Here is a 21,709-nt window from a genome sequence, read left to right as displayed (position 1 = left end):
TGGTCCCCGTCTTGGCCTTCCTGAGAACTGAAGACGTTCAAAGATTAGCGCGAAGCGGATGCGCCGGCAAGTCCTCCGTAGAATCGACCCATGCCCTCGCCGCTCGACCAGTCGTCGTACCAGGTCCGATTCGACTGGGGGCGTGCCGGGCTCGCACGACTCGCACCCTCGGATGTCGTCGTCATCGTCGATGTGCTGCGCTTCACGACGAGCGTTACCGTCGCCGCCGAATCGGGGGCGGCGACCTCATTGACCGAGGCGCCCTCGAGCGACGGCGCTTCCGTCTCATCCGATGCCGGCCGTTCGGGCGCGCTCGTGCTCGCCGGGTGCCTGCGCAACGCCGGTGCCGTGGGCGAGCGCATCCGGCACGAGCAGGTGATGCGCGATCGCCGGACGAGCGTCGCGGTGATCGCCGCGGGCAACACCACCGCGCGGGACGGCGACGAGGTCCGTTTCGCCGTCGAGGACCTCCTCGGCGCGGGAGCGGTGATCGATGCCCTCATCGACCGGGGACTCGATCACACGTCCCCGGAGGCGGCGGCATCAGCCGAGTCCTTCCGCGGACTGCGCGCAGCGTTGCATCACCTGGTCAGCGCGTCCGGTTCGGCGCGGGAGCTCCGTGCGCATCCGGAGCGCTTCCCCGACGCGGAGAGCGACATCGGCCTCGCCTCAGCGGTCGACTCCAGCGCCGTCGTCGCCGAACTGCGCGACGGTCACTACCTGCGCTCCGACCTCATCCCGTCGGGATCGCAGAAGTAGTCGCGCAGCGGGCTGAGGCGGAGCAACGGACGTTGCCTGCTCCTGATCGCCTCAGCCCGTGTCACGGTCAGCCGTGTGCGATGCCGCGGATGGGCGGGTGGTGGAACGTGTCGCCGAACACGCGCTCCGACGCGCCCTCCCGGTCGAGGTACGGCGAGGCGCCGCCGTCGATGAACGGCCAGCCCGCGCCGAGGATGAGGCAGAGATCGATGTCTTCGACCTCCGGGACGACCTTCTCATCGAGCATGAGCTTGATCTCTTGCGCCAGCCCGTCCTGCACGCGACGGAGGATCTCGTCGGCAGAGGTGGGCGTGGAGCCCGCCGCCTTCTTGACGATCTTGTCGGCAGCCTTGGTGAAGCCGGTGACACGCCCGCCCTTGTCCTTCTCCACCACGTCGTCGAGCTCGGCGAGCTCGTGGAAGTTCTCGTTCGCGTAGAAGCGATCCGGGAACGCGCCCGTCATGGTGTCCTGCACGTGCGCGGCGACCTTCCAGCCGACGAGGTCGATGAGCTGGAACGGTCCCATCGGCAGGCCCAGAGGCGCGAAGGCCTTCTCGACATCGGCCACCGGAGTGCCCTCGTACACGGCGCGTGCGGCCTCGCCCATGACCTTGGCCAGCAGGCGGTTCACGACGAAGCCGGGGGCGTCTGCGGTGAGCACAGCGTTCTTCTTCAGGCCCTTCGCGACGACGAACGCGGTCGAGAGCGATTGCTCGTTCGTCGCGGGCGTCTTCACGATCTCGATGAGCGGCATGACGGCGACGGGATTGAAGAAGTGGAAGCCGACGAGACGCTCGGGGTGGGCGAGCTTCGCGCCGATCTCTTCGACCGAGAGCGAGGAGGTGTTCGTGGCGAGGATCGCATCCTCGGCGACGATCTTCTCGATCTCGCCGAAGACCTGCTGCTTGACGCCGACCTCTTCGAACACGGCCTCGATCACGAAGTCGCAGTCTGCGTACTCGCTCTTGTCCACCGTGCCGTGGATGAGACCACGCAGCCGGTTCGCGGCATCCGCATCCAGACGTCCCTTCTCCTCGAGCTTGCCGATCTCGTCGTGGATATAGGCGACGCCCTTGTCGACGCGCGCCCGGTCGAGGTCGGTGATGAGCACCGGAACCTCCAGGCGGCGCACGAACAGCAACGCGAACTGGCTGGCCATGAGGCCCGCGCCGATGATGCCGACCTTGGTCACCTTCTTCGCCAGAGCCTTGTCTGGCGCGCCGACGGGGCGCTTGGCGCGCTTCTGCACGAGATCGAAGGCGTACATGGATGCGGCGAACTGATCGCCCGTGACGAGCTCGGACAGCGCGTCGTCCTCGCGGGTGAAGCCCTCGGCCTTCGTGCCGCTGCGCGCCTTGTCGAGCAGGTCGAGAGCGACATACGGAGACTTCGGCACCGTGCCGATCTTGGACTCAAGCATGCCGCGGGCCATCTTGATCGCGATCGGCCACTTGGTGAGCCGCTCGATCTTGCCCGGCTCGTTCCTGCGCTCCACCTTGGTCTTGCCCGTGAGCACGCCATCGGCCCAGACCAGCGAGTTCTCCAGGTAGTTCGCGGCGGGGAAGATCGCATCCACGATGCCCAGGTCGAACGCCTGCTGCGGCTTGAGCACGCGGTTCTGCTTGAGCGGGTTGGAGATCACCACCTCGAGGGCGTTCTCGATCCCGATGAGGTTCGGCAGAAGGTATGCCCCGCCCCAGCCCGGGATGATGCCGAGAAAGACCTCGGGCAGCGCGATCGCCGCCGCCGAGGCATCGACCGTGCGGTAGGTGGAGTTCAGCGCGATCTCCAGGCCGCCGCCGAGCGCGAGGCCGTTGACGAACGCGAACGACGGCACGCCCAGCTCGCCGAGCGAGCCGAGCACCTTGTGACCCAGCTGGGCGATGAGGCGCGCGTTGTCCTTCGAGCCGACCCTGGAGATGTCGGAGAGGTCGGCGCCTGCGGCGAGGATGTACTGCTTGCCGGTGATGCCCACCGCGTCGATCTCGCCGCTCGCCGCGCGCTTCTTCACCGTCGCGAGCGTCTCGCCGAGCTCGGCCAGGGTCGCGGGGCCCAGTGTGTTCGGGCGGGTGTGGTCGCGACCGTTGTCGAGCGTGATGAGTGCGAGCGTCTTGCCGGAGGGCAGGCGAACGTCGCTCACCGGCGAGTGCGTGACGACCTCGTCGTCGGTAAGGGCGAGGATGGGGGAGAAGTCGATCGATTCGTAGTCGGTCATAGCGGGGCTCACTTCTTCTTCTTGCCGTCGTAGAACGGGTTCTCCCAGATGACCGACCCGCCCTGGCCGAGGCCCACGCACATGGCGGTGAGGCCGTAGCGCACGTCGGGGCGCTCGGCGAACTGGGCCGCGAGCTGGATCATCAGGCGCACGCCGGAGGCGGCCAACGGGTGGCCGAGGGCGATCGCACCGCCCCAGGCGTTCACGCGCGGGTCGTCATCGGCGATGCCGAAGTGATCCAGCAGCGAGATCACCTGGATGGCGAAGGCCTCGTTCAACTCGAACAGGCCGATGTCGGAGATCTGCAGGCCGGCCTTCTTCAGCGCCTTCTGGGTCGAGGGGATCGGGCCGATGCCCATGATCTCCGGCTGCACGCCGGCGAACGCGAACGAAACCATGCGCATCTTCGGCTGCAGGCCGAACTCCTTCACGGCACCACCGCCGGCCAGCAGCGACATGGTCGCACCGTCGGTGAGGGGAGAGGAGGTGCCTGCCGTCACGCGGCCGTGGGGACGGAACGGGGTCTTCAGTCCCGCGAGGTCCTCCATGGTGGTCTGCGGGCGGCGGCCCTCGTCCTCGGTCGCAAGACCCCAGGCGCCGTCGGCGTTCTTGATCGCCACGGGAACGAGGTCGGGCTGGATCTTGCCGGCGTCGTAGGCCGCCTGCACCTTGTGCTGGCTGAGCATGCCGAATCGGTCGGAGCGTTCCTTGGTGAGATGCGGGAAGCGGTCGAAGATCCGCTCCGCGGTGACGCCCATGTTCAGTGCGCCGGGATCCACCATCTTCTCGGCGACGAAGCGGGGGTTCGGATCGGCGTTGGAGCCGATCGGGTGGTGGCCCATGTGCTCGACGCCGCCCGCGAGGGCGAGGTCGTACATGCCGACGCCGATCGAGGCGCCCATCGTGGTCACGCTGGTCATGGCGCCCGCGCACATCCGCTCGACGGCGAGGCCGGGAACGGTGTTCGGCAGACCCGCGAGGATCGCCACGGAGCGGCCGAGGGTGAGTCCCTGGTCTCCGGTCTGCGAGGTCGCGGCGATGGCGACGTCATCGATGCGGTCTGCGGGGACGGCGGGATTGCGCTCCATCAGACCGATGGTCGCCTTGACCGCCAGGTCATCCGCACGGGTGTTCCAGTACATGCCCTTCTCGCCGGCGCGCCCGAAGGGGGTGCGCATTCCATCGACGAAGAAGACGTCCGAGATCTCGGCCACTCTGCCTCCAGTTTTCCAAGGATGCTGCCAGCCTAGGAGGCACCGCTGTACGGGGGATGAATCGGTTGGATCGAATCTACGAATCCGTCGGTGAGGGGTCTTCCTCGGTTTGAGGGAGATCCACAAAAGCATCGGCGATCAGCTGTGCGGTCTCGTCAATCTGCCAGGCCCGTGCCCCGAGGGCCGTGAGCGCGTCTCCGACGCTCTCCGGTGTGATCTCGGCGGGCGGCTGCCAGGCGGTCCGGCGCAGCATGTCCGGTGTCAGCAGATTCTCGGTGGGCATCCCGAGCTCTTCGGCACGTGCCTCGACGAGGGGTTTCGCGGCCTTGAGGCGCGCATCCGCCTCGGGATTGCGATCGGCCCACGCGCGCGGCGGCGGCAGGGTGTCGCGGGCGACGCGCTGGCGCGGGAGATCGTCGCTCGTGCGCCCGCGCTCGATCGCCGCCCACCAGCGATCCAGCTGCGATCGGCTCGCGCGCCCGTTGAATGCGGACAGCCCCGCGAGCGCCCCTTTCGACTCGGGTGCGGCCAGTACAGCCGCCACGAGCGAGCGATCCGGCACGAGGCGCCCGGGCGAGACGTCCTGCTGCTGGGCGAACTCCTCGCGGGCAAGCCACAGCTCGCGCGCCACGGCGAGGTTGCGCGCACCGCGCACCTGGTGGAGCCCGCTCAGCCGTCGCCATGGGTCCTCACGGGGCGGTTTGGGGGCACGCGTGCGGGTCGCCTCGAACTCCTGCCGCGCGAACTCGGTCTTGCCCTGCTCGGCGAGCTCGGCGACGAGGACGTCCTGCACGTCGGGCAGGTGAACGACGTCGAGAGCCGCGTACTCCAGCCATGCCTCCGGCAGGGGGCGGGTGGACCAGTCCGCCGCGGAGTGCTCCTTCTTCAGCACGATGCCGAGGCTGTCCTCCACGACCGCCGCGAGACCGACGCGCTCGTGACCCAGCAGTCTCGAGGCGAGCTCGGTGTCGAAGATGCGCGGCGGCGCGAGGTCGCGCTCGCGCAGCGAAGGGAGGTCCTGGCTTGCCGCGTGCAGAATCCATTCCGCGTCGCCGATCGCCTGCTGCAGGGGAGCGAGATCGTCGAAAGCGATGGGATCGATGAGGAACACGCCCGCATCGCGGCGGAACACCTGGATGAGATAGGCGCGTTGCGAGTATCGGAATCCGGATGCGCGCTCGACGTCGACGCCGACCGGGCCGGTGCCGGCCGTGAGAGCGCGGCACGCATCGTCGAAGGCGGAGAGGGTGTCGATGACGACGTAGTCACTCACGAATGGTTCTCCTGGCGCCGAACACGGCGATGTCCTCGGAGCCCGGCGGAAGCCCCGCGAGCATGCCGACCAGTTCCGCCCACGCTTCTGCATGAGGGGCGAGCGGACCTTCGGGAGACCAGGAGGCGCGCAGCTCTATCTGGGCGCCGTCGCCCTCGGAGGCGAGTCCGCCGAAACCCTTGGACAGGGTCTTCGTCGAGGTTCCCGACGCCGAGTGGTACCCCGCGTCGCGGGAGTCGAGGGCGTCGATGAGCCACGACCAGGCGACATCGGTCAGCAGCGGATCGGTACCGATCTCAGGTTCGAGCGGCGCCTGCGCGAACGAGACGATGCGCCACGGGCCGCCCCACGCATCCGGTTCGAGCGGATCGTGCAGCAGGACGAGGCGTCCGGTGCCGTAGATCGACTCGCCGTCGGCGTCGGGGCGCACATCCGCCGCGAACGCGATCGACGACGGCGCGACCCCGCCGGGCGCCGGGATCTCGCGCACGACGAGATCGGAGCGGAAGGTGATCGCGCGCAGCTCCGCGGCGGCGTGGTCGAAGTCGGCCTCGGTGCCGGAAGGAGCGCTCACGCGGACAGACTAGAGTCAACAGACGATGAAGAGTCTCAGGCACGCCGCGACCCTCGGCCTCCTCGTGGCGGGCGGCGCGGTCGTCGTCGCAGGCGCCGCTGTCGCAGGGCTCGTGATGTCGGTCGCCCGCCGCGTGGTCACTCCATCGGAGCGGGTGACAGACACCGAGGTGCTCTCGATCGACACCTCGGCGCAGGTCGTCGCCCTGGGCCGCACGCCCGACACCCAGCTGCCCGGCCGGTATGGACTCGACCTGGGCGCCGCCCCCGGATACCTCAAGATCGGGGCTGTGCTCAGCGAGGACGAGACGAGCGTGCGGCGCAAGCTCCTCACCCAGGTCGTCGCGGGCGCGCACGTGGATCGTCACGCCTCCTTCAGCGGGTACTACTACACCGCCCCGGGCGAGCTGCATCTGCCCTATGAAGACGTGCTCGTCGGGACCGCTGCGGGCCCCGCACCGGCATGGCTGTTCCCTGCCGCATCGACGACGTGGGTCGTGCAGGTGCACGGCCGGGGCGCGACGAGGGGCGAATGCCTGCGCGCCGTGCCGGTGCTGCACGCGGCCGGGCTGCCCGTGCTGATCGCGTCGTACCGCAACGACGGCGAAGGGCCGCGCACGCGGGCGGGAGCTTATGCACTCGGGGCCACGGAATGGCAGGACATGGATGCCGCCGTCGGGTACGCCGTGCGCCACGGCGCCGAGCGCATCATTCTCATGGGGTGGTCGATGGGCGGGGCCATCGCCCTGCAGACCGCCCTGTCGTCGAGGTACCGCGACGTGATCGTCGGCATCATCCTCGATTCGCCCGTCGTCGACTGGCGCACCGTGCTGCGCTTCCAGGCCGAGGAGATGAAGCTCCCCGATCCGCTGCCGAGGCTGGCGATGGATGCGCTCACGACCGACTGGGGCGCGCGGATGAGCGGTGCCGACCAGGCGATCTCGTTCGATGACCTCGACCTCGTGGCCAGAGCCGACGAGCTGACGATCCCCACCCTCATCCTGCACAGCGACGACGACGGCTTCGTGCCGTCGGACGCCTCGCATGCGCTCGCACAGGCACGGCCCGACCTCGTGACCATGTCGACCTACACGGTGGCGCGTCATACCAAGCTCTGGAACTACGACCAGCACCGCTGGAACGACGACATCACGATATGGCTGCGCACGCAGGGGATCGTGCCGGCACCCGAAGGCGCCGACACGATCGGCTGACCGTCGCGTCGCGCCGTCAACGCTTCTGGCGCACCTGCTTCTTGGCGCGCATCAGCATCCCCGTCATACCGGCGATCCGCAGGGGAGAGACGGCCCGGGTGAGGCCGATGCTCTGCGGGAAGTCCGAGGGGATCTCCAGGACCTCATCGGCGGTGAGCCCCGTGATGCCCTGCACCAGGATGCTCGCGAAGCCGCGCGTGGTGGGCGCCTCGGGCGGAGCCGTCGCGTGCATCGCGACGACGCCGTCGGTCACCCCCACATAGATGTAGACGGGGGATTGGCACTCCGCGACACGCTCGCACATCTCCGGATGGTCGGCGAGCTCGTCGGGAACCGCCGGAAGCTCGTTGGCGTACTCCAGCAGGAGCTGGAGTCGCTCGGCCTCCGGAAGTTCGAGGAATTCGTCGCGGATCTCGGCGAGGGTGTCGGGGACGTGCGTCGTGGTCATCCCCGACATTCTCACACGCTCAGAGCTCGCCGGGGGCGGTGCCCGAGACGATCGGCACGCGCACGGCGCTGCCCCATTCGGTCCACGATCCGTCGTAGTTGCGCACGTTCTCGAAGCCGAGCAGGTGCTTCAGCACGAACCAGGTGTGGCTGGAGCGCTCACCGATGCGGCAGTATGCGACGACGTCGTCGCCGTCCTGGATGCCGGCCTGCTCACGGTAGATCGCCTCGAGCTCGGCACGCGGCTTGAATCCGCCGTCCTCGGCGACGGCCTTGCCCCACGGCACGCTCTGCGCGGTGGGGATGTGGCCCGCCCGCAGCGCTCCCTCTTCGGGGTAGGCGGGGGCCGTGGTGCGCTCACCGCTGTACTCCTCGGGGGAGCGCACGTCGATGAGGGGCCCCTTGCCCAGGTGCGCCAGCACGTCATCCTTGTAGGCGCGCAGCACGGAGTCGTCGCGCTCGACGACCGGGTAGTCGGTCGGAGCCGGCGAGGGAATCTCGGTGGTGAGCTCGCGACCCTCGGAGATCCAGCGATCGCGGCCGCCGTCGAGCAGACGCACGTCCTCGTGGCCGAACAGCGAGAACACCCACAGCGCGTAGGCGGCCCACCAATTGTTCTTGTCGCCGTAGATCACGACGGTGTCATCGCGGCTGATGCCCTTGCGGCTGAGCAGATCGGCGAAGCCCTGGCCGTCGACGTAGTCGCGCACGACAGGGTCGTTGAGCTCGGTGTGCCAGTCGACCTTGACCGCGCCGGGGATGTGCCCGGTCTCGTAGAGCAGCACGTCCTCATCGGACTCGACGACGACCAGGCCCGGTTCGCCTAGGCGAGCGGCCAGCCACTCGGTGCTCACGAGCCGGCCGGGCTCGGAATACTCGGCGAACTTGGGGGACGAGGTGTCGAACTCGACGCTCACGGGGGTCTCCTCGGGTGAAAGAGTACGCGGAATGATGGATGGGCGACGGCGTAGTGTTGAGCCGTCCCCTCGACGATAGATCGCCGCGCGGTTGTGCGCACGCGTTCCGTAAGACTTCGACACAGGAACCCGACACAGGAATCAGATGACGCAGCAGTCCGATCCGCGAATCGTGCATCTCGTCGACCGCGATCCGCGGGTCACCGGCGCTGAGATGCTGGCCGGCCTCGTGCCCCCTCCGCAGTTCGACGGCGCGACGTTCGACACCTACCGGGCCGATCCCGCCTACCCGTCGCAGGAGGACGCGAAGGCGACCCTGATGCGGTTCGCGACGGGCGCGAGCGCGGCACCGCGCCGCGGCGGCCTGTTCCGCCGTGCGCCGAAGGAACCCGAGCTCAAGCCGGGCGTGTATCTGGACGGCGGGTTCGGGGTGGGCAAGACGCATCTGCTCGCCGCGATCTACCACGCGATGACCGCGCGGCGGAAGTACTTCGGCTCGTTCATCGAGTACACCGCGCTCGTCGGTGCGCTGGGGTACAAGAACACGGTCGAGCTGCTCCGCGGCGCCGATCTGCTCTGCATCGACGAGTTCGAGCTTGACGATCCGGGCGACACGATGGTCATGACCCGCCTGCTCGGTGAGCTGGTGAGCTCGGGCACCCGGCTGGCGGCCACCTCCAACACCCCGCCGAACGCCCTGGGCGAGGGGCGTTTCGCCGCGCAGGACTTCCTGCGCGAGATCCACGCCATGTCGGACAGCTTTCAGACCATCCGCATCGACGGCGTCGACTTCCGCCAGCGCGCCCTGGACGGGCACGCGAAGGTGCTCGATGACGCCGAGTACTCCGCGTCTATCGCGGAGGCGGCGAGCCGTGCCGTGGCCTCGGACGACGCGTTCGACGAGGTCATCGGGCATCTCGCACGCGTGCATCCCTCCCGCTACATCCGGCTGCTCGAAGGCGTGGATGTGCTGGGACTGCGCGATGTGCGCCAGCTCACCGATCAGTCCGAGGCGCTGCGGTTCGTGGCCTTCGTCGACCGGGCCTACGACGCCCAGCTGCCCGTGCTGGCGACCGGGCACCCCCTCGACGACGTCTTCTCGGCGGAGATGCTCGGCGGCGGATACCGCAAGAAGTACCTGCGTGCCGTGTCGCGACTCAACGCGCTCACGCACGCCGATGCTTCCTGACCGCCGACCTCCGCGCTGTAACACGACGTTCACACGGGGACCTCTGCCGTAACGCGCCCGCAACACGACGCGTCCGTGCCGGAAACGCGGCCTCGCCACACTGGGGACACTCTCCCCGAAAGCGAGGTATCACCACATGGATGCACCTGGAAACATCGCCTGGGGGGTCACAGCGACGGCGCTCGTGCTGCTGATGACCCCCGGAGTCGCCTTCTTCTACGGCGGCTTGGTGAAGGCCAAGAGCGTCGTGAGCATGATGATGATGAGCTTCGGCTCGATCGGGCTCATCGCCGTGCTCTGGATCCTCTACGGGTCATCGATGAGTGCGGTGTCCAGTCCTGGCGACTTCGCGGGCGATCCGTTCGCGGACTTCGGCCTTGCGGCGATCACCGGCTCGCCGGAGGCCAATATCTCACTGCTCTCGGTGGCGTACGGCGCGACGTTCGCCATCATCACCGTCGCCCTGATCTCGGGAGCGATCGCCGACCGCGCCCGGTTCGGCCCCTGGCTGATCTTTGTGGGGCTGTTCGGAACGCTCGGGTACTTCCCGATCGCGGCGTGGGTGTGGGGCGGCGGCTGGATCATGCAGCTGGGCACCACACTGTTCGGCGCCGACAGCGGGATCGCCGTGATCGACTACGCGGGCGGCACCGCCGTGCACATCAACGCGGGAGCCGCGGCACTGGCGCTCGCCCTCGTGCTCGGCAAGCGCATCGGATTCCAGAAGGGCATCCAGAAGCCGCACAACGTGCCGCTCACCCTCCTGGGCGCAGGGCTGCTGTGGTTCGGCTGGTTCGGATTCAACGCCGGCGCCGAATGGCTGTCGGAGGACATGGGTCAGGTCGGGCTCATCTCGATCAACACGCTGGGGGCGACGGCGGCCGCCATCCTCGGCTGGATCCTCGTGGAGAAGCTCAAGGACGGCAAGGCGACCTCGGTCGGCGCCGCCTCCGGAGCCGTGGCGGGGCTCGTGGCGATCACGCCCGCCTGCGCCAACCTCACGCCCGGCTGGGCTCTGCTGCTGGGCGCGATCGCCGGTGTGGCATGCGCGCTGGCCGTCGAGCTGAAGTTCCGGCTCGGATTCGACGACTCGCTCGACGTGGTGGGCATCCACCTCGTCGGCGGCCTGCTCGGCACGCTCTACCTCGGTCTGTTCGCCGTCGACCAGGGACTGTTCACGGGCGGCGACCTCCGTCTGCTCGCCGTGCAGGCCATCGCCTCACTGGGCGTGCTGGCGTACTCCTTCGTCGTGGCACTCGTGATCGGATTCGCGATCGAGAAGACCATCGGCTTCCGGGTGAAGAGCGAAGACGAGATCGCCGGCGTGGACCTCGTCGTCCACGGCGAGGAGGGATACGCGCTCACGTCGTGAGTGCCGCTGACCGCGCGCCCGCCTCGCGAACGGGATGAGGCGGGCGCGTGTCTGGGTAGGGTGGCGGGGTGAGCAGATCAGGCAACGGCATCCTGTCGGCAGTCGTGCAGGTGGGTGCGGCGCTGGTGAACGCGCTGACGTCGAAGGACAAGGGCGCTGCCGGGCACGGTGCGCGCATGGGCACGGGGAGCGGGTCTTCTGCGGGCACCCTCGAGCTCTCGCCGGGGCAGGGCGCCGGCGAGGAGACGATCGAGATCGATCCGCGCAGCATCCGCGACCTGCGCGTCTCGTACAGCCCTGATCGTGACGGCGACCCCGACGCGGGCGAGATCATCTGGACGTGGGTGCCCTATGCGGAGCGCGACGGGCGCGGCAAGGACCGGCCGGTGCTGGTGATCGGACGGCAGAGCGACGATCGCGTCTACGCGGTGAAGCTCACGAGCAAGTCGCACGACCACGATCGCGACTACCTCTCGATCGGCTCCGGGTCGTGGGATCGCGAGGGGCGCGAGTCGTGGGTGGACATCGACCAGCTCTACAGCGTTCACCACCGGGGGATGCGCCGCGAGGCCGCGTCGCTGGATCGCTCCCGCTTCGACCGGGTCGCGTCGATCCTCACCGGTCGGTACGGGTGGCGCGCGGTTCCGTGAGCGATGCACCGTGGTGACTCCTCAGGAGGCGTGACCCGGAAGGATCGCCCGCGTACGCTGAGCACGTGGCGCAGAGCATCTACATCACCTCGGTCGAAGGGCACTCCGGAAAGTCGCTGATCGCCCTCGGCGTGATCGACGCCCTCGGCCGCGCAACTTCGCGGGTGGGGGTTTTCCGGCCCATTACGCGCTCGGCCGACGGATCCGACGACGTGCTCGACATGCTGTTGGCCCGCGACGGCGTCGATCTCGACGCGGCGCAATGCATCGGTGTCACTTACGAGGAGCTGCGTCAGGATCCGGTCGCGGCCCTCGGGCGGATCGTGGAGCGCTACCGGGCGGTCGAGGCGCTCTGCGACGCCGTGGTGATCCTCGGCAGCGATTACACCGACGTGGCCAGCCCTGCGGAGCTGGGAGTCAACGCGCGGATCGCCGTGAACCTCGGCGCCCCCGTGCTGCTCGTGCTCGGCGGACGCGAGAACCATGGCCACGGCGAACAGCTGGGGACCAGCACCGCCCGCACACCAGAACAGCTCGCGCAGATCATGACGCTCGCGCTCGGCGAGCTCGCCCAGGAGCGCGCAGGGCTCGCGGCCGTCATCGTCAACCGCGCCGACGGCTCGGCATCGCCGCAGATCGTGGATGCCGTCGCCGGCGCGATCGCGGTGCACGGCGGCACGACCGGCGGGAGCACGGCAGTGCCGGTCTGGGCCGTGCCGGAGGAGGCAGCGCTCGTCGCCCCGTCGGTGCACGGCATCCTGCGCTCGCTCGAAGGACACCTCGTGCGCGGCGATGAGGCGCTGCTGGATCGTGAGGTGCTGGGTGCGGTGATCGCCGGCATGTCGATGGTCAACGTGCTGCCGCGCCTGACCGAGAGCGCTGTCGTGATCATCGCGGCCGACCGTGCCGATGTGCTGCTGGCCACGCTGCTCGCGCAGTCATCGGGCACATTCCCCTCGGTCGCAGCCGTCGTCATGAACGGCCCGTTCGCCCTGCCCGAGTCCGTCGACAGGCTGCTGGACGGCCTCGGATCGCCGTTGCCGATCATTGCGACGGATCTGGGCACCTACGACACCGCGCTGAGGGTCATGCACACTCCGGGCCGGCTCTCTGTCGACGCCCCGCGGCGCGGTGACAGGGCCCTGGCGCTGTTCGAGCGCAGCGTGGACGTTCCCGCCCTCACCGAGGCGATCGGCGTCGCGCGCGCGGGCGTGGTGACCCCGCTGATGTTCCAGTACGAGCTCGTCGAGCGCGCGCGGCGGCAGCCGCGGACGATCGTCCTGCCGGAGGGCGGCGACGACCGTGTGCTGCAAGCGGCCGCGATCGTGCTGCAGCGGCGCATCGCCGAGCTGGTGATCCTCGGCGACGAGTCCGCGATCCGTGTCCGGGCGCAGGAACTGGGCGTCGACGTGTCGCAGGCGAGGATCCTCTCGCCGACGGATGCCGCGCTCGTCGAGCGGTTCGCGGCCGAGTACGCGGCGCTGCGGGCGCACAAGGGCGTGACGCTGGATCAGGCCGCCGACACGGTGACCGACGTGTCGTACTTCGGCACGCTCATGGTGCACCTGGGCATGGCCGACGGCATGGTCTCGGGAGCCGCGCACACGACGGCCCACACCATCCGGCCGGCCTTCGAGATCATCAAGACGGCGCCCGGCGTCTCTGTCGTCTCGTCCGTGTTCTTCATGGCACTCGCCGACCGCGTGCTCGTCTACGGCGACTGCGCCGTGATCCCCGACCCCACGAGCGAGCAGCTCGCCGACATCGCGATCTCGTCCGCGGCGACGGCGGCGCAGTTCGGCATCGAGCCGCGCGTGGCGATGCTGTCATACTCCACGGGCGAGTCGGGCACGGGCGCCGATGTGGAGAAGGTGCGGGAGGCGACCGCGCTCGTCCGCGATCGGGCCCCGCAGCTCCCCGTCGAGGGGCCGATCCAGTACGACGCCGCGGCCGACGCCGCCGTGGCACGGGCGAAGATGCCCGACTCCGTCGTGGCCGGGCGTGCGAGCGTGTTCGTCTTCCCGGATCTGAACACCGGCAATAACACGTACAAGGCGGTCCAGCGCTCTGCGGGCGCCGTCGCCGTCGGTCCCGTGCTGCAGGGGCTGAACAAGCCGATCAACGACCTGTCTCGTGGCGCTCTCGTCGAGGACATCGTGAATACCATCGCGATCACCGCGATCCAGGCGCAAACCGCGTCCGCCGATTCCGACGACGCCGCGGACGCGGCGGGGGAGCAGCGATCGTGAGCGTCGTGCTCATCGTGAACAGCGGGTCGTCGTCATTCAAGTACCAGCTGCTCGACGTCGAGGCCGCCGCACCCCTCGCGGAGGGTCTGGTCGAGCGGATCGGCCAGCACATGGGCACGGCGACGCACGAGGTCCACTCGGTCGCGGGCGCCGAGGGCGAACACGTGCAGGAGCTGCCGATCCCCGACCACACCACCGGGTTCCAGGTCATGCTCGCCGCGTTCGCCGCGCACGGGCCGTCGCTGACGCAGCACGCGCCCGTCGCGGTGGGCCACCGCGTCGTCCACGGCGGGTCGCGCTACATCTCGCCCACGCCCATCACCGCAGAGGTCGAGCGCGGGATCGACGAGCTCGCCGTGCTCGCGCCGCTGCACAACCCCGGGGCGCTGGAGGGCATCCGCGCGGCCAAGCGCGCCTTCGGCGACCTCGAGCACGTGGCCGTGTTCGACACCGCCTTCCATCAGACGCTCGCCCCGGCGGCGTACACCTACGCCATCGATCGGGAGGTCGCTGGCGCGCACCGCATCCGCCGGTACGGCTTCCACGGCACGTCGCACAAGTTCGTCTCGGATGCCGCCGCCCGCTTCCTCGGGCGCCCGACCGCAGAGCTGAAGCAGATCGTGTTCCACCTCGGCAACGGCGCGTCGGTGACCGCCGTCGACGGCGGTCGCTCGGTGGAGACGTCGATGGGCATGACTCCGCTGGAGGGCCTGGTGATGGGCACGCGCTCGGGCGACATCGACCCCGCGGTGCTGTTCCACCTGCACCGCCGCGCCGGGATGACGGTGGATGCGATCGACGAACTGCTCAACAAGCGCAGCGGGTTGCTCGGGCTCTCCGGCGTCTCGGACATGCGCGACCTCCAGAGGCAGGCCGGCGACGGCGATACGGATGCGTCGCTCGCGCTCGACGTCTACATCCACCGGCTGCGGGCGTACGCCGGCGCCTACCTCGCGCAGCTCGGCGGAGCCGACGTCATCTCGTTCACAGCGGGCGTCGGCGAGAACAGTCCGATGGTGCGCAGCAGGGCGCTGGCGACGCTCGGCTTCGCCGGAGTGCGGCTCGACGAGTCGCGCAATCAGTCCGCCGACCGCGGCATCCGTGTGATCTCGGCAGACGACTCGGCCGTCGTCGTGCTCGTGGTGCCCACCGACGAGGAACTGGAGATCGGCAGGCAGACGCTCGCGGTACTCGCCGATGGCCAGGGAGCCGAGGTGCCGCCGGCGGATGCCGCGGCCGTCGCCGGGTTCTGGCGCGATGCACGTGCGGCGCATCCCGAGCTCCCGGAGGCGGCGCCCGAGGCGTGGGCCTTCGGCGCCACTCGCGCGCACGCCGACGGCCTCCTCGCGCTCGTGCGGGACGGGATCAAGACGGCTACCGCGTCGTCGCTGTGGGACTACGAGGCGACGGGTGAGGCGCTTCCGCAGGCGGGGGAGTACAGCATCATCCTCGACGGCGCGGGGGCGCCGCGAGCGGTGATCCGCACGACGCAGGTGCAGGTCGTCGCGTTCGACGAAGTCAGCGCCGAGCACGCGCGGGCGGAGGGCGAGGACGACCGCTCGCTGCGCTCGTGGCGGGAGATCCACGAGCGATACTGGCGTGCGCACGCCGAGAGCTCCCGCGGGTTCGCCCCGGACATGCCCGTGGTCTGCGAGCGCTTCGAGCTCGTGTTCCAGGAGGGGTCTGACTGACGCCCGCAGAGGGGTGGGCGACGGTCCGGGATCAGGAATACGCGCGAGAACAGGCGATCTGTCGCGGCGATATCCGCCTGATTCCGCGCGTCCGCCTGATTCGGACGGGGATATCGTGGCGGGACTCGGGATGGGGATGTGGTGGGCGATGCCGGGCTCGAACCGACGACCTCTTCCGTGTGAAGGAAGCGCGCTACCAGCTGCGCCAATCGCCCCTGTGAAGTTTTTTCGTGCCGTGTGGCACAGGAAACGAGCATACCCGATCGGGCGAGTGCCGACCGACACCGGCCGGGGGTTCGGGCGTGCCGCGATGCTTGCGCCGATGACACGCCCGACGCCGCGGATCGGTTTGGCGAAGCGCCGATCCTCGGCTAATGTAATTCGAGTCCCCAGGGCGATCTGGGAACGAAAATGCGGATGTAGCGCAGTTGGTAGCGCATCACCTTGCCAAGGTGAGGGTCGCGAGTTCGAGTCTCGTCATCCGCTCGAGTGCAGGAGCCCCCGGGCTCAGGCATGTGGGTTCGAATCCACCTCGCGGTGGCGTGGCCGAGAGGCTAGGCACCGGCCTGCAAAGCCGTTTACACGGGTTCGAATCCCGTCGCCACCTCGCCGACACAACTGAACAGCCTTCACGGGCGCGATTGGCGCAGCGGTAGCGCGCTTCCCTGACACGGAAGAGGTCACTGGTTCGATCCCAGTATCGCGCACAAGAAAAACCCCGGTTCAGCCGGGGTTTCTTGTTTCTGTCCAGATTCAGACCCGATCACGTGCCACCGGCGTGCCTCGCTCGTGGATCTCATGTCCGACGATGAGGACGAGCGGCGCGACGAGCAGTTCCAGCGGGCTCGCGGCACGATGGGCTCGTGCGGATCGCGGGTGATCATCCGGCGCGGTCGGCTCTCGTCCGGTCGGGGCCGTGGTGCTCATGCGAGTAGCCTAGAACCGACCCCGGATGGAGAGATTCTGTGCCTGAGAACGCCTCGGAGAGCCGCCGTGACGGCTTCGCCCTGTTCCCCGACCGATCCGTCGTCGCGATGCGCGTCAACGGTGAGCTGAAGGACCTGGCGACGACGCTGACGGACACCGACGAGGTCGAGGCCGTTGCGATCGACAGCGCCGATGGCTTGAACATCCTGCGCCACTCCGCCGCGCACGTGCTCGCGCAGGCGGTGCAGCGCATCAATCCGCAGGCCAACCTGGGCATCGGCCCGCCCGTCACCGATGGCTTCTACTACGACTTCGGCGTGGACGCGCCGTTCACGCCCGAAGACGTCAAGGCCATCTCGAAGGAGATGCAGCGCATCATCCGCGAGGGGCAGCGTTTCGTGCGACGCGTCGTCACCGCGGAGCAGGCCCGCGTGGAGCTTGCCGACGAGCCGTTCAAGCTCGAACTCATCGAGCTCGCCGGGGGGCCGGGATCGGGGAGCAATGCCGCCGAGGGGGCCTCCGTGGAGATCGGTGCCGGTGAGCTGACGATCTACGACAACGTGACCAAGGACGGCGAGGTCGCCTGGAAGGACCTCTGCCGCGGGCCGCACCTGCCGAGCACCCGGATGATCGGCAACGGCTGGGACCTCACGCGCATCGCCGCCGCCTACTGGCGCGGCAGCGAGAAGAACCCGCAGCTGCAACGCGTGTACGGCACGGCATGGCCGAGCAAAGACGAACTTCGTGCGTACAAGGACCGTCTCGCCGAGGCGGAGCGACGCGATCACCGCAAGCTCGGCATCGAGATGGATCTCTTCTCCTTCCCCGACGAGATCGGTTCGGGGCTGGCGGTGTTCCACCCCAAGGGCGGCATCATCCGCTACGAGATCGAGGAGAACCTGCGCCGGCACCTGCTGCGCAACGGCTACGACCTCGTCAACACCCCGCACATCACGAAGAAGGATCTCTTCGCGACCTCGGGGCATCTGCAGACCTACGCCGAGGGCATGTTCCCCCCGATGCACCTCGACGAGGTGCGTGACGCCGACGGCAACGTCACCCGGAAGGGGCAGGACTACTACCTGAAGCCCATGAACTGCCCCTTCCACAACCTCATCTATCGCTCGCGCGGGCGCTCGTACCGCGAGCTGCCGCTGCGGCTGGCCGAATACGGCACGGTGTACCGGTACGAGAAGAGCGGCACGCTCTCGGGCCTCACCCGCGTGCGCGGCCTCACCCAGGACGACGCACACATCTACGTCGCCCAGGATCAGGTGAAGGACGAGCTCACCACGAACCTCAACCTCGTGTTGAACCTTCTGCGCGACTACGGCCTCGACGACTTCTACCTCGAGCTGTCCACGAACGAAGAGGGCAACGACAAGTTCCTCGGCGAGCCGGAGCAGTGGGAGACGGCCATCGAGACGCTCCGCGAGGTGGCTATGGCCTCCGGCCTGGAGCTCGTCGACGACCCGGGCGGGGCGGCCTTCTACGGTCCGAAGATCTCGGTGCAGGCACGCGACGCGATCGGCCGCACCTGGCAGATGTCGACCATCCAGCTCGACTTCAATCAGCCCGAACGCTTCGAGATGGAATACACCGGCGCCGATGGCCAGAAGCACCGGCCCGTCATGATCCACCGCGCCCTGCTGGGCTCGGTCGAGCGGTTCTTCGCGATCCTGCTGGAGCACTACGCCGGCGACTTCCCGGTGTGGCTCGCCCCGACTCAGGTGGTCGGCGTGCCGGTCGCCGAGGAGTACGCCGAGTACCTCGACGGCATCGTCGCGCAGCTGCGCGACGTCGAGGTGCGTGCCGAGGTCGACCACTCCGACGACCGGATGCAGAAGAAGATCCGCAACCACACCACCGGCAAGGTGCCGATCATCCTCATCGCGGGGGAGCAGGACCGCGATGCCGGCACGGTGTCGTTCCGTTTCCGCGACGGGTCGCAGGAGAACAGCGTGCCCGTGGGGCAGGCCGTCGAGCGGATCAAGGCGGCGATCGCCTCGCATGCGCTCGTGCACGCCGCGGGGGATCTGGCGTGACGGATCAGCCGCGGAACCTCGACGACGCCGCACACCTCGCGGGTGTGCCCGACGAGTTCCAGCGGCTGTGGACGCCGCATCGGATGGCGTACATCGAGGCGGGCCCCGAGCCGCTGCGCGAACAGTGCCCGTTCTGCGAGGCGCCGAAGCATCCCGATGCCGAGCGCCTCATCGTCGCGCGCGGCGAGACCGCCTACGTCCTGCTGAACCTGTTCCCGTACAACTCCGGACACCTGCTCGTATGCCCGTACCGGCATATCGCCACGTACGACCGGGCCACACCCGAGGAGGTCGCCGAGATCGGTGCGCTCACGCAGACGGCCATGCGCGTGCTGGGTGAGACATCGAACTGCGACGGCTTCAACCTCGGTATGAACCAGGGTGCCGTTGCGGGAGCTGGAGTCGATGCGCACCTGCACCAGCACATCGTGCCGCGCTGGCGGTCGGACGCGAACTTCTTCCCGATCATCGCCAAGACCAAGGCGCTCCCGCAGCTGCTGGGCGATGTGCGCGAGACGCTCGCGAACGCCTGGCCGGCATCCTGACCTCCGCCGTCAGCGCACCTGTGTCACGGCGAACTGCTCCTGCGGGTGCGCGTAGAACTCCTGCGCCTCGACGAGCTGCAGCTCGCGCTCCCCTGAATCGAGGGTGAGGCGCAACAGGTCGAACACGCTCGAGACCGTTTTGCGCAACGCGACGCCGGCATCCCCGGTGAGGCCGAGATGCGCGGTGAACAGTGCCGCGGTGACATCTCCTGAGCCGTTCGCCTTCAACGGCAGGTGCGGGGTCTGCACGACCCAGGCGCCGGAATCGTCGACGGCGAGCATCTCGATCGTGCCCTCGGGCCGGTCGGGGCGCTCCACGCTCGTCACGAGCACCGTGCGCGGGCCCATCGCACGGGCAACATCCGCCGAGGCCAGGGTGCTCTCGAGCGTGTCGGGCTCGGTGCCGGTGAGATAGCCGAGCTCGAACTGGTTGGGGGTGATGATGTCGGCGACGGGCACGACACGGTCGCGGAGCAGATCGGGAATGGCGGGGGCGACGAAACACCCGGACTTCGCGTTGCCCATCACGGGGTCGCACGCGTACACGGCATTCGGGTTGGCGGTCTTCACCCGGGACACGGCGTCGATGATGACGTCGCCGATGCCCTCGCCGCCCTGATACCCCGACAGCACGGCGTCGATCTCGCCGAGCACCCCGCGCTCCTCGATCCCGGTGATCACGTCGCGCACGTCGTCGGGCGCGATCATCGGACCGCGCCACGCGCCGTACCCGGTGTGATTGGAGAAGTTCACCGTGTAGACCGGCAGCACCTCCACACCGATGCGCTGCATGGGGAAGACGGCGGCGGAGTTGCCGACGTGGCCGTATGCGACGGCGGACTGGATCGAGAGGATCTTCATCCTCCGATCCTGCCACGCGGATCATCGCTGCAGACAAGATATGCTTTGGCCTATGACAGAACAAGCTTCGGAGAACACCACCGGCACTGCACGCGTCAAGCGCGGCCTCGCAGAGATGCTCAAGGGCGGCGTCATCATGGACGTCGTCACCCCCGAGCAGGCGAAGATCGCCGAGGATGCCGGCGCCGTCGCCGTCATGGCGCTGGAGCGAGTGCCCGCCGACATCCGCGCCCAGGGCGGCGTCTCGCGCATGAGCGACCCCGACATGATCGACGGCATCATCGAGACCGTCTCGATTCCCGTCATGGCGAAGGCCCGCATCGGGCACTTCGTCGAGGCGCAGGTGCTGCAGGAGCTCGGTGTCGACTACATCGACGAGTCCGAGGTGCTCTCGCCCGCCGACTACGTCAACCACATCGACAAGTGGGGCTTCGAGGTGCCGTTCGTGTGCGGCGCGACCAACCTCGGCGAGGCGCTGCGCCGCATCACCGAAGGCGCCGCGATGATCCGCTCCAAAGGCGAGGCCGGCACGGGCGACGTCTCGGAGGCGATGAAGCACATCCGCACCATCCGCGGTGAGATCGCGAGGCTCGGCGCGCTGTCGAAGGACGAGCTGTACGTCGCGGCCAAGGAGCTGCAGGCGCCGTACGAGCTCGTCGCCGAGGTGGCAGAGCGCGGCGCGCTCCCCGTCGTGATGTTCGTCGCCGGCGGTGTGGCCACTCCCGCGGATGCGGCCATGATGATGCAGTTGGGCGCCGACGGCGTGTTCGTCGGCTCCGGTATCTTCAAGTCGGGCGACCCCGCGGCCCGCGCCGCGGCGATCGTCAAGGCCACGACCTTCCACGACGACCCGGCTGTGATCGCGGAGGTCTCCCGGGGCCTGGGTGAGGCGATGGTCGGCATCAACGTCTCCGACCTGCCCGCGCCGCACCGCCTCGCCGAGCGCGGATGGTGACGAGCGTCGCGCGTGTCGGCGTGCTGGCGCTGCAGGGCGATGTACGCGAGCACACGCGCATCCTTGCAGGGCTCGGCGCCGACCCCGTCCTCGTCCGTCGGCCTGAGGAGCTCGCCGCCGTCGACGCGCTGGTGATCCCCGGCGGAGAGTCGAGCGTCATAGACAAGCTCTCGCGGATGTTCGCGCTGCAGCAGCCCATCCGTGCGGCCATCGCCGAGGGGATGCCGGTGCTCGGCACCTGTGCGGGGCTCATCATGCTCGCCGACGAGGTGCTCGATGCGATCGACGGGCAGGAGTCGTTCGGCGGCATGGACGTCGCCGTGCGGCGCAATGCCTTCGGACGTCAGACCGAATCGTTCGAGACGACCCTGGACGTCCCTGCGCTCGGCAGGCACCCCGTGTCGGCGACGTTCATCCGGGGCCCCGTCGTGGAGCGGGTGGGGGCGAAGGCCGATGTTCTCGCGACCCTCGACGACGGACGCATCGTGGCCGTCGAGCAGGGCGCGCTGATCGGACTGAGCTTCCATCCCGAGATCTCCGGCGAGACGCGCTTCCACGAGCGGCTGCTCGACCGCGTGCGCCGATAGCCGACATGCCAGCGTCGGCCGACGCA

19 protein-coding genes, 4 tRNA genes and 1 pseudogene are annotated in these 21,709 nt (G+C 68.8%); 15 read left to right on the top strand and 9 right to left on the bottom strand.

Annotated features, from left to right (window positions below):
• Nucleotides 1-90: 90 nt before the first annotated feature.
• Entirely contained in the window at nt 91-759 is a 669-nt protein-coding gene (locus BKA02_RS12980) for a 2-phosphosulfolactate phosphatase (RefSeq protein ID WP_179434633.1), read from the top strand.
• A gap of 67 nt (nt 760-826) precedes the next feature.
• Here the strand turns inward: BKA02_RS12980 and BKA02_RS12975 are convergent, their stop codons facing one another.
• From BKA02_RS12975 to BKA02_RS12960, 4 genes are all read right to left on the bottom strand, one after another.
• Entirely contained in the window at nt 827-2,974 is a 2,148-nt protein-coding gene (locus tag BKA02_RS12975; RefSeq protein ID WP_179434631.1) for a 3-hydroxyacyl-CoA dehydrogenase NAD-binding domain-containing protein, read from the bottom strand.
• A gap of 8 nt (nt 2,975-2,982) precedes the next feature.
• A complete protein-coding gene (locus tag BKA02_RS12970; protein WP_179434629.1) occupies nt 2,983-4,188 on the bottom strand; it encodes an acetyl-CoA C-acyltransferase in 1,206 nt (401 codons plus the stop codon).
• Nucleotides 4,189-4,264: 76 nt separating this feature from the next.
• On the bottom strand, nt 4,265-5,461 hold the full coding sequence (locus BKA02_RS12965; RefSeq protein WP_343045417.1) for a ribonuclease D: 1,197 nt from the start codon (nt 5,459-5,461) through the stop codon (nt 4,265-4,267).
• Nucleotides 5,454-6,035, bottom strand: coding sequence for a DUF3000 family protein (locus BKA02_RS12960; RefSeq protein WP_179434625.1), 582 nt, complete (start codon nt 6,033-6,035; stop codon nt 5,454-5,456). Before BKA02_RS12960 ends, BKA02_RS12965 begins: the two co-directional genes overlap by 8 nt.
• Before the next feature lie 25 nt (nt 6,036-6,060).
• On the opposite strand from BKA02_RS12960, the gene BKA02_RS12955 reads away from it, so the two are divergent.
• Nucleotides 6,061-7,248: an alpha/beta hydrolase family protein gene (locus tag BKA02_RS12955; RefSeq protein WP_179434623.1), complete on the top strand. Its 1,188-nt coding sequence runs from the start codon at nt 6,061-6,063 to the stop codon at nt 7,246-7,248.
• Between the two features lie 16 nt (nt 7,249-7,264).
• Here BKA02_RS12955 and BKA02_RS12950 read toward each other — a convergent pair whose 3' ends face one another.
• Together BKA02_RS12950 and BKA02_RS12945 are read right to left on the bottom strand one after the other, a co-directional pair.
• The gene (locus tag BKA02_RS12950) at nt 7,265-7,696 is read right to left on the bottom strand and encodes a SufE family protein (protein ID WP_179434621.1); all 432 of its coding nucleotides are present in this window, start codon (nt 7,694-7,696) and stop codon (nt 7,265-7,267) included.
• A 19-nt stretch (nt 7,697-7,715) separates the two neighbouring features.
• Nucleotides 7,716-8,612, bottom strand: coding sequence for a rhodanese-like domain-containing protein (locus BKA02_RS12945; protein WP_179434619.1), 897 nt, complete (start codon nt 8,610-8,612; stop codon nt 7,716-7,718).
• A gap of 145 nt (nt 8,613-8,757) precedes the next feature.
• On the opposite strand from BKA02_RS12945, the gene zapE reads away from it, so the two are divergent.
• The 6 genes and pseudogenes from zapE (at nt 8,758) to BKA02_RS14440 (ending at nt 15,763) form a co-directional block, all read left to right on the top strand.
• Nucleotides 8,758-9,801 carry a cell division protein ZapE gene (zapE, locus tag BKA02_RS12940; RefSeq protein WP_246286030.1) on the top strand — a complete coding sequence of 348 codons (1,044 nt, stop codon included), beginning with the start codon at nt 8,758-8,760 and terminating at the stop codon, nt 9,799-9,801.
• A gap of 136 nt (nt 9,802-9,937) precedes the next feature.
• On the top strand, nt 9,938-11,173 hold the full coding sequence (locus BKA02_RS12935) for an ammonium transporter (protein WP_179434617.1): 1,236 nt from the start codon (nt 9,938-9,940) through the stop codon (nt 11,171-11,173).
• Between the two features lie 68 nt (nt 11,174-11,241).
• Nucleotides 11,242-11,823 (top strand): type II toxin-antitoxin system PemK/MazF family toxin, encoded by a 582-nt coding sequence (locus BKA02_RS12930; RefSeq protein WP_343045416.1) that lies wholly within the window; start codon nt 11,242-11,244, stop codon nt 11,821-11,823.
• A gap of 65 nt (nt 11,824-11,888) precedes the next feature.
• Complete coding sequence (pta, locus tag BKA02_RS12925; protein ID WP_179434615.1) at nt 11,889-14,072, top strand: phosphate acetyltransferase; 2,184 nt, start codon at nt 11,889-11,891, stop codon at nt 14,070-14,072.
• A pseudogene (locus BKA02_RS12920) lies at nt 14,069-15,268 on the top strand (acetate/propionate family kinase); the annotation flags it as partial. The gene pta and the pseudogene BKA02_RS12920, both read left to right, overlap by 4 nt.
• 18 nt (nt 15,269-15,286) lie before the next feature.
• On the top strand, nt 15,287-15,763 hold the full coding sequence (locus BKA02_RS14440; protein WP_343045441.1) for an ASCH domain-containing protein: 477 nt from the start codon (nt 15,287-15,289) through the stop codon (nt 15,761-15,763).
• 139 nt (nt 15,764-15,902) lie between these two features.
• Here the strand turns inward: BKA02_RS14440 and BKA02_RS12915 are convergent.
• Nucleotides 15,903-15,978, bottom strand: a tRNA-Val gene (locus tag BKA02_RS12915).
• A gap of 198 nt (nt 15,979-16,176) precedes the next feature.
• On the opposite strand from BKA02_RS12915, the gene BKA02_RS12910 reads away from it, so the two are divergent.
• The 3 genes from BKA02_RS12910 (at nt 16,177) to BKA02_RS12900 (ending at nt 16,470) form a co-directional block, all read left to right on the top strand.
• Nucleotides 16,177-16,249: transfer RNA gene (locus BKA02_RS12910), tRNA-Gly, on the top strand.
• 50 nt (nt 16,250-16,299) lie between these two features.
• Nucleotides 16,300-16,370 (top strand) — tRNA-Cys (locus BKA02_RS12905).
• Between the two features lie 28 nt (nt 16,371-16,398).
• Nucleotides 16,399-16,470 (top strand) — tRNA-Val (locus BKA02_RS12900).
• Between the two features lie 46 nt (nt 16,471-16,516).
• Here BKA02_RS12900 and BKA02_RS12895 read toward each other — a convergent pair.
• A complete protein-coding gene (locus tag BKA02_RS12895) occupies nt 16,517-16,690 on the bottom strand; it encodes a hypothetical protein (protein WP_179434610.1) in 174 nt (57 codons plus the stop codon).
• Between the two features lie 107 nt (nt 16,691-16,797).
• Here BKA02_RS12895 and thrS point away from each other — a divergent pair, with 107 nt between their 5' ends.
• Both thrS and BKA02_RS12885 read left to right on the top strand, forming a co-directional pair.
• Nucleotides 16,798-18,735 (top strand): threonine--tRNA ligase, encoded by a 1,938-nt coding sequence (gene thrS, locus BKA02_RS12890; RefSeq protein ID WP_179435488.1) that lies wholly within the window; start codon nt 16,798-16,800, stop codon nt 18,733-18,735.
• On the top strand, nt 18,732-19,280 hold the full coding sequence (locus BKA02_RS12885) for an HIT domain-containing protein (RefSeq protein ID WP_179434608.1): 549 nt from the start codon (nt 18,732-18,734) through the stop codon (nt 19,278-19,280). The genes thrS and BKA02_RS12885 overlap by 4 nt, the downstream gene beginning before the upstream one ends.
• A gap of 9 nt (nt 19,281-19,289) precedes the next feature.
• On the opposite strand, the gene pdxY is transcribed toward BKA02_RS12885, so the two are convergent.
• Nucleotides 19,290-20,141 carry a pyridoxal kinase PdxY gene (gene pdxY, locus BKA02_RS12880; RefSeq protein WP_179434606.1) on the bottom strand — a complete coding sequence of 284 codons (852 nt, stop codon included), beginning with the start codon at nt 20,139-20,141 and terminating at the stop codon, nt 19,290-19,292.
• A gap of 52 nt (nt 20,142-20,193) precedes the next feature.
• Between pdxY and pdxS the strand changes: the two genes are divergently transcribed.
• Together pdxS and pdxT are read left to right on the top strand one after the other, a co-directional pair.
• Entirely contained in the window at nt 20,194-21,096 is a 903-nt protein-coding gene (pdxS, locus tag BKA02_RS12875; RefSeq protein ID WP_179434604.1) for a pyridoxal 5'-phosphate synthase lyase subunit PdxS, read from the top strand.
• On the top strand, nt 21,090-21,683 hold the full coding sequence (gene pdxT / locus BKA02_RS12870; protein WP_179434602.1) for a pyridoxal 5'-phosphate synthase glutaminase subunit PdxT: 594 nt from the start codon (nt 21,090-21,092) through the stop codon (nt 21,681-21,683). The genes pdxS and pdxT overlap by 7 nt, the downstream gene beginning before the upstream one ends.
• The last annotated feature ends 26 nt before the right edge of the window (nt 21,684-21,709 follow it).

This window comes from Microbacterium pseudoresistens (assembly GCF_013409745.1).
Lineage (GTDB): Bacteria > Actinomycetota > Actinomycetes > Actinomycetales > Microbacteriaceae > Microbacterium > Microbacterium pseudoresistens.
The sequence above is the reverse complement of the archived record's forward strand: the minus strand, read 5'-3'. Positions and strand labels throughout refer to the sequence as shown.

Bases quoted from the DNA above. Each gene is read 5' to 3' on its own strand.
- BKA02_RS12980 (WP_179434633.1), top strand. From the start codon at position 91: ATGCCCTCGCCGCTCGACCAGTCGTCGTACCAGGTCCGATTCGACTGG.
- BKA02_RS12975 (WP_179434631.1), bottom strand. From the start codon at position 2,974: ATGACCGACTACGAATCGATCGACTTCTCCCCCATCCTCGCCCTTACC.
- BKA02_RS12955 (WP_179434623.1), top strand. From the start codon at position 6,061: ATGAAGAGTCTCAGGCACGCCGCGACCCTCGGCCTCCTCGTGGCGGGC.
- BKA02_RS12950 (WP_179434621.1), bottom strand. From the start codon at position 7,696: ATGACCACGACGCACGTCCCCGACACCCTCGCCGAGATCCGCGACGAA.
- zapE (WP_246286030.1), top strand. From the start codon at position 8,758: ATGACGCAGCAGTCCGATCCGCGAATCGTGCATCTCGTCGACCGCGAT.
- BKA02_RS12935 (WP_179434617.1), top strand. From the start codon at position 9,938: ATGGATGCACCTGGAAACATCGCCTGGGGGGTCACAGCGACGGCGCTC.
- BKA02_RS12895 (WP_179434610.1), bottom strand. From the start codon at position 16,690: ATGAGCACCACGGCCCCGACCGGACGAGAGCCGACCGCGCCGGATGAT.
- thrS (WP_179435488.1), top strand. From the start codon at position 16,798: ATGCGCGTCAACGGTGAGCTGAAGGACCTGGCGACGACGCTGACGGAC.
- pdxY (WP_179434606.1), bottom strand. From the start codon at position 20,141: ATGAAGATCCTCTCGATCCAGTCCGCCGTCGCATACGGCCACGTCGGC.
- pdxS (WP_179434604.1), top strand. From the start codon at position 20,194: ATGACAGAACAAGCTTCGGAGAACACCACCGGCACTGCACGCGTCAAG.
- pdxT (WP_179434602.1), top strand. From the start codon at position 21,090: ATGGTGACGAGCGTCGCGCGTGTCGGCGTGCTGGCGCTGCAGGGCGAT.